The following is a 5,798-nucleotide window of genomic DNA, read 5'->3' as shown; positions in this document are numbered from 1 at the left end:
CCAACATCCGGGGGGTGGAGTCGCCCGTCCACACCACCGGTTTTTTGCGATTCGGGGCGTGCGGCGGGGTGGCCACGTCCCCCCCGTCCGGCGGCCCGCCCGCCCCCGGGCCGGGGCGGGCCCGGGCCTCCGGCACGTCCGGGTCAGAGCGCGCCGGGACGGACCAGCCCGCTCTCGTACGCGTACACCGCCGCCTGCACCCGGTCGCGCAGCTGCAGTTTGGTCAGCACGTGGCCGACGTGCGTCTTCACCGTCGTCTCGCTGACGAACAGCTCCGCGGCGATCTCCGCGTTCGACAGCCCGCGCGCCACCAGCTTCAGCACCTCCAGCTCCCGCTCGGTCAGCGCGTTCAGCGCCTGCGGCGGGGCCTCCTCACCGGAGGGCAGCTTGGTGGCGTACATGTCCAGCAGCCGCCGGGTGATCGACGGCGCCAGCATCGCCGCACCGTCCGCCACCACCCGGATCGCCTGCACCAGCTCCTCGGCCGGCACGTCCTTCAGCAGGAAGCCGCTCGCACCCGCGCGCAGCGCCTCCACCACGTACTCGTCCAGGTCGAAGGTGGTCAGCACCAGCACCTTGGCCGGGCCGTCCCGCCCCGGACCGGCGATCCGGCGGGTCGCCTCCACGCCGTCCATCCGCGGCATCCGGATGTCCATCAGCACCACGTCGGGCTGCAGCGCCCGCACCTGGTCCAGGGCCTGCTGGCCGTCGCCGGCCTCGCCGACCACCACCAGGTCGGACTCGGCCTCCAGGATCATCCGGAAACCGGTGCGGAGCAGCGGCTGGTCGTCGACCAGCAGCACTCGGATCGTCACCTAGGACTCCTTGCTCATCGGATCCCCCGTGGGATCGTCCTCGTCAGACGTGCGCGCCAGCGGCAGCGGGTACGGCGGGGGCGTGCCGCCGAACTCCGGGCAGCTGGCCTGGTGGTCGCACCAGCCGCAGAGCCGGTTGCGGGTCGCCGGGAAGTCACCGGTCGCCACCGCGTGGCCGATCCGCTCCCACAGCGCCAGCAGCTTGCGCTCCACCGCGAGCAGGTCGGCCTCGTCCGGGTCGTAGCTGACCACGTCCCCGCCGCCGCCCAGGTAGACCAGCTGCAGCCGCCGGGGGATCACGCCCTTCCACCGCCAGACCACCAGCGCGTAGAACTTCATCTGGAACATCGCCTTGCCCTCGAAGTCCCGCGAGGGCGCCCGGCCGGTCTTGTAGTCGACCAGCCGCACCTCGCCGGTGGGGGCGACGTCCACCCGGTCGATGTAGCCGCGCAGCAGCAGCCCGGAGTCCAGCGCCGTCTCCACGTAGAGCTCGCGCTCCACCGGATGCAGCCGGGTCGGGTCCTCCAGCCGGAACCACTGGGCGAGCAGCTTCTCGGCGTCGGCCAGCCAGAGGGTCAGCGCCGCGCCGTCCGGGTCCTCCGGGAAGAGGCCGGACAGCTCCGGGCGCTCGCCCAGCAGCCGCTCCCACTGCGGGCGCAGCAGGCCCAGGGCCCGCTCCGGCGTCCGCTCGGCCGCCGGGCTGTCGAACAGCCGCTCCAGCACCGCGTGCACCAGGGTGCCCCTGGTCGCCGCCGAGCTCGGCGGCTCCGGGAGCCGGTCGATCACCCGCAGCCGGTACAGCAGCGGGCAGGTCAGGAAGTCCCCCGCGCGGGACGGGGACAGGCCGGTCGGGGGCGCCGCCGGGCGGGGCGCGACCACCTCGGCGCTGCTGGTGTCGGTCTGCTGCATACCCCGACCCTATTGCCCTGCGCCGTCATCCCGCTGCCACGGTGCTGCCGGAACCCGCCACGGGGTATGAGGCAGGGAGAAGCGAGGGGCGCGCGGCGCCCGGCCGTCCCGATCACGTAGCGTGGGCGCACCGGCGTGAGGCGCGGCGCGGGGGAGACGGACGAAGGGACACCGGTGAGCGACAGCAGGGGGCAGCAGACCTCCGACCAGCCACCGCACGGCGGCGGCAACCGTCCCGGAGCCCCGCCGTCCGAGGACCCGGAGCCCCGCGGCGGCATCCTGGTGGGCCGCCCCTTCGGCGTCCCGGTGTACGTCACCCCGTCCTGGTTCGTCATCGCCGCGCTGATCACCTGGGTCTTCGGCGGCCAGCTCGACCGCGTCCTGCCCGAGCTCGGCGGCGCCCGCTACCTCGTCGCGTTCTCCTTCGCGGTCGCGTTCTACGGCTCCGTCCTGGTGCACGAGCTGGCCCACACGCTGGTCGCGCTCCGCTACCGGCTCGGTGTCCGCCGCATCCAGCTCCAGTTCTTCGGCGGCGTCTCCGAGATCGAGAAGGAGGCCGAGAGCCCCGGGCGCGAGTTCTGGCTCGCCTTCGTCGGACCGCTGCTCTCGCTGGTCCTGGGCGGTCTCTTCTTCCTCGCGCTCCAGGCCGTCGAGTTGACCACCGTCCCCGGGGTGCTGCTCACCGGCCTGATGGTCTCCAACCTCGTCGTCGCCGCCTTCAACCTGCTGCCCGGCCTGCCGCTGGACGGCGGCCGGATGCTGCGCGCCGTGGTCTGGGCGGCCACCGGCCGCCCGATGGCCGGCACCGTCGCGGCCGCCTGGGCCGGCCGCGGCCTGGCCGTCGCCGTGCTGATCGGGCTGCCCCTGGTCAGCGCCGCCCGCGACCTCGAACGCAGCCGCACCGACACCATGATCGACGCCGTCCTGGCCGCCGTCCTGGCCGCCGTCATCTGGAACGGCGCCGGCGGCGCCCTGCGCAACGCCCGGCTCAAGGAGGTCCTGCCCGGGCTGCGGCTGCGCGACCTCGCCCGCCGGACCGTCGAGGTCACCGCCGACACCCCGCTCGGCGAGGCCATGCGCCGCGCCGGCGAGGCCGGGGCCGGTGCCGTCGTCGTGGTCGACGGGCGCGGCGACCCGATCGCCATCGTCCGGGAGTCCGCCGTCCGGGGCATCCCCGAGCACCGCCGTCCCTGGGTCGCCGTCGGCCCGCTCGCCCGCGACCTCGAACCCGGCCTGCGGCTCTCCGCCGACCTCGCCGGCGAGGACCTGCTGCGCGCCGTCCGGGCGACCCCGGCCGGCGAGTACCTGGTCGTCGAGGAGGACGGCCGGGTGTACGGGGTGGCCGCGCTCACCGACATCGAACAGCGTCTGACCGCGGCGGTCACCGGCCGGTCCTGACCGCGCCGCCGGGGCCGACGATCACCCCGGTCGGGCGGGGCCGTCCGCTTCCCTTAGGATTGTCCGCATGTCCGAACCGACCGGTGCCACCCGCCGACGCGGGCCCTTCCAGGTCGGGGACCAGGTCCAGCTGACCGACCCCAAGGGCCGCCACTACACGTTCACGCTCCAGGCCGGGAACCAGTTCCACACCCACAAGGGTGCGTTCCCCCACGACGAGCTGATCGGCGCCCCCGAGGGCACGGTCGTGCGCACCACGGGGAACGTCCCGTACCTCGCGCTGCGCCCCCTGCTCCCCGACTACGTCCTGTCCATGCCGCGCGGCGCCGCCGTGATCTACCCCAAGGACGCGGGGCAGATCCTGGCGATGGCCGACATCTTCGCGGGCGCCCGCGTGGTGGAGGCCGGCGTCGGATCCGGCGCGCTCTCCACCTACCTGCTGCGCGCCGTCGGAGACACCGGCATGCTCGCCTCCTACGAGCGCCGGCAGGACTTCGCCGACATCGCCAAGGGCAACGTCGAGCGCTACTTCGGCGGGCCCCACCCGGCGTGGAAGCTCACCGTCGGCGACCTCCAGGACAACCTGGTCGAGGCCGACGTCGACCGCGTCATCCTGGACATGCTCGCCCCCTGGGAGTGTCTGGACGTCGCCTCCAAGGCGCTCGTCCCCGGTGGCCTCATCTGCTGCTACGTGGCCACCACCACGCAGATGTCCAAGACCGTCGAGGCGCTGCGCGAGCACGGCACCTTCACCGAGCCGCAGGCCTGGGAGACCATGGTCCGCACCTGGCACCTGGAGGGCCTGGCGGTCCGCCCGGACCACCGGATGATCGGTCACACCGGCTTCCTGCTCACCTCCCGCCGGCTGGCCGACGGCGTCGAGCCGCCGCTGCGCCGCCGCCGCCCGGCCAAGGGCGCCTACGGCGAGGACTACGACAACGGGTCGCCCGAGCGCTCGTTGCAGGAGCGCGCCGCGGCCCGCGCCGCAGCCCGTACCGAGACCGACGGTCCGACCGACCTCGGCTAGCACTCCGTCGAAGGGGCGGTACGCGTCGTCGTACCGCCCCTTCGCGCTGCCCGGAGGGGCACCCCGGGCCCTCCGACGGCCGCCCCGGTGTGGGACGATGCTCGCTCACACAGACCACTGGAGGGGACGCCTGGTGGAGACCGCGGTCGGGACGACGGCTGGACAGCACACTTCCGGACGGCAGGGCCCCGGGGGCGGCACCGCGCCCGGCCGGGCCGGGACCGCCCCCTGGCACTGGGCCCTCACCGTCGCCGGCTGCGCCGCCGTGGTGGCGGCCGCACTCGCCGCCGCCCCCGCGACCGGGACCCCCGGCCCGGCCCGGCCGACCCCGAAGGCCCTTCCGGCCGCCGTCGCCCCCGACCCGGCCGCGGCCGAACTCCCCCTGGACTGCGGACCGTTCCCGGTCAAGATCGCCATCAGCTTCGCCGCCGACCTGGGCGACGGCCGGCCCGGCACCGTCGCCGCCGCGCACTGCGCGGCCGAGAACGGCACCCCGCCGGACGCCGTCTACCTGCTCGGCCCCGGCCCCGCCGGCGGCCGACCCGTCGTCCTGGCCACCCTGCTGTCGGAGCGTGAGAACCTCACGGTCGGCCGGCTGGCGCTGCGCAGCGACGGGGCCGTGACCGGCCACGCCCAGGGCTACTCCGGTGACGACGTGCCGCGCTTCGAACCGGACATCTCACTCGACCTCACCTGGACGCGCAAGGGCGGCGGCTGGGACCGTTCCCAGACCGCCGCCCCGCTCAGCCGGACCTGAACTCCGCCAGGACCGGGGGCGCCTACTCCGCGTCCGGGCCGTACACCTCGACCCGGTCGGCGGCCCGGCGGACGTGGATGCAGTCGCCCGGGCAGTCCTTCACCGAGTCCACCACGTCCTGAAGGAGCGTCAGCGGCACCGGCACCGTCTCGCCGGGCTGCTGGCGCAACTCGTCGTCGGCGCCCTTCACATAGGCCAGGCCGTCGATGTCCAGTTCGAAGACCTCGGGCGCGTACTGCGCGCAGATGCCGTCGCCGGTGCACAGATCCTGGTCGATCCAGACCTCCAGTGGTCCGGTCTCCGTCTCCGACTCGCTCACCGACATGCTTTTCCGCCGTTTCTGTCCCGGGACGTCCCCGCGCGGGGCATTCCCGCCATTCGTACAACGATCGGACCTCAGGCAGCGGTCGCGATCGGATATCGACTCGATCGACGATACATCTGGTCCGCTTTGGCCGGTGCGCGGTGGGTATCCCCCTAGCAGAGGGGAAGCACGCGAGGGCGAAGATCGGACACGCCCGTTCCATCTTTCTTGATCTAGGGGTTTACGGACCCCTGGTCCCAGGTAGGGTCTGGAAGCGTCCAGCTCCCCGGAGGAGGTGAGGACCGTGGCAGCCCACGATGACGACTACAACCGCAGCACCGGCAGGCCCGCTCGTGGTTCCGACGAGACCGCTCAGGTCTCGTACCTTGAGCAGGAAATCGCCGTCCTGCGCCGCAAGCTCGCCGACTCGCCGCGCAATTCGAGAGTCCTCGAAGAGCGGATCGTCGAGCTCCAGACCAACCTGGCCGGCGTGACCGCCCAGAACGAACGGCTCGCCTCCACCCTGCGAGAGGCCCGCGACCAGATCGTGGCCCTCAAGGAGGAAGTGGACCGGCTGGCACAGCCCCC

Annotated in this window: 6 protein-coding genes and 1 pseudogene; 4 read left to right on the top strand and 3 right to left on the bottom strand. The window is 73.6% G+C overall.

Features of this window, described 5'->3' with window-relative positions; all coding sequences use genetic code 11:
* Window positions 1–143: 143 nt before the first annotated feature.
* Window positions 144–815 (bottom strand): response regulator transcription factor, encoded by a 672-nt coding sequence (locus ACFWOG_RS39130; protein WP_030299918.1) that lies wholly within the window; start codon window positions 813–815, stop codon window positions 144–146.
* Window positions 816–1,724, bottom strand: a complete 909-nt coding sequence (locus tag ACFWOG_RS39125; RefSeq protein WP_329877720.1) for a RecB family exonuclease — start codon at window positions 1,722–1,724, stop codon at window positions 816–818.
* Window positions 1,725–1,898: 174 nt separating this feature from the next.
* Here ACFWOG_RS39125 and ACFWOG_RS39120 point away from each other — a divergent pair, with 174 nt between their 5' ends.
* From ACFWOG_RS39120 to ACFWOG_RS39110, 3 genes are all read left to right on the top strand, one after another.
* Window positions 1,899–3,122, top strand: a complete 1,224-nt coding sequence (locus ACFWOG_RS39120; RefSeq protein WP_355406603.1) for a site-2 protease family protein — start codon at window positions 1,899–1,901, stop codon at window positions 3,120–3,122.
* Between the two features lie 67 nt (window positions 3,123–3,189).
* On the top strand, window positions 3,190–4,149 hold the full coding sequence (locus tag ACFWOG_RS39115; protein ID WP_329877716.1) for a tRNA (adenine-N1)-methyltransferase: 960 nt from the start codon (window positions 3,190–3,192) through the stop codon (window positions 4,147–4,149).
* Window positions 4,150–4,246: 97 nt separating this feature from the next.
* Window positions 4,247–4,906 (top strand): hypothetical protein, encoded by a 660-nt coding sequence (locus ACFWOG_RS39110; protein ID WP_329950189.1) that lies wholly within the window; start codon window positions 4,247–4,249, stop codon window positions 4,904–4,906.
* Window positions 4,907–4,928: 22 nt separating this feature from the next.
* Here the strand turns inward: ACFWOG_RS39110 and ACFWOG_RS39105 are convergent, their stop codons facing one another.
* Entirely contained in the window at window positions 4,929–5,231 is a 303-nt protein-coding gene (locus ACFWOG_RS39105; protein WP_329877712.1) for a ferredoxin, read from the bottom strand.
* 283 nt (window positions 5,232–5,514) lie between these two features.
* Between ACFWOG_RS39105 and ACFWOG_RS39100 the strand changes: the two are divergent.
* Window positions 5,515–5,798: pseudogene (locus ACFWOG_RS39100) on the top strand (proteasome ATPase); the annotation flags it as partial.

This window comes from Kitasatospora sp. NPDC058406, from assembly GCF_042722765.1.
Classification (GTDB): domain Bacteria; phylum Actinomycetota; class Actinomycetes; order Streptomycetales; family Streptomycetaceae; genus Kitasatospora.
This window is presented reverse-complemented; position numbering and strand designations above follow the sequence as displayed.

Excerpts from the sequence above, each read along its gene's own strand:
- ACFWOG_RS39115 (WP_329877716.1), top strand. The coding sequence starts at position 3,190 with ATGTCCGAACCGACCGGTGCCACCCGCCGACGCGGGCCCTTCCAGGTC.
- ACFWOG_RS39105 (WP_329877712.1), bottom strand. The coding sequence starts at position 5,231 with ATGTCGGTGAGCGAGTCGGAGACGGAGACCGGACCACTGGAGGTCTGG.
- ACFWOG_RS39125 (WP_329877720.1), bottom strand. The coding sequence starts at position 1,724 with ATGCAGCAGACCGACACCAGCAGCGCCGAGGTGGTCGCGCCCCGCCCG.
- ACFWOG_RS39110 (WP_329950189.1), top strand. The coding sequence starts at position 4,247 with ATGCTCGCTCACACAGACCACTGGAGGGGACGCCTGGTGGAGACCGCG.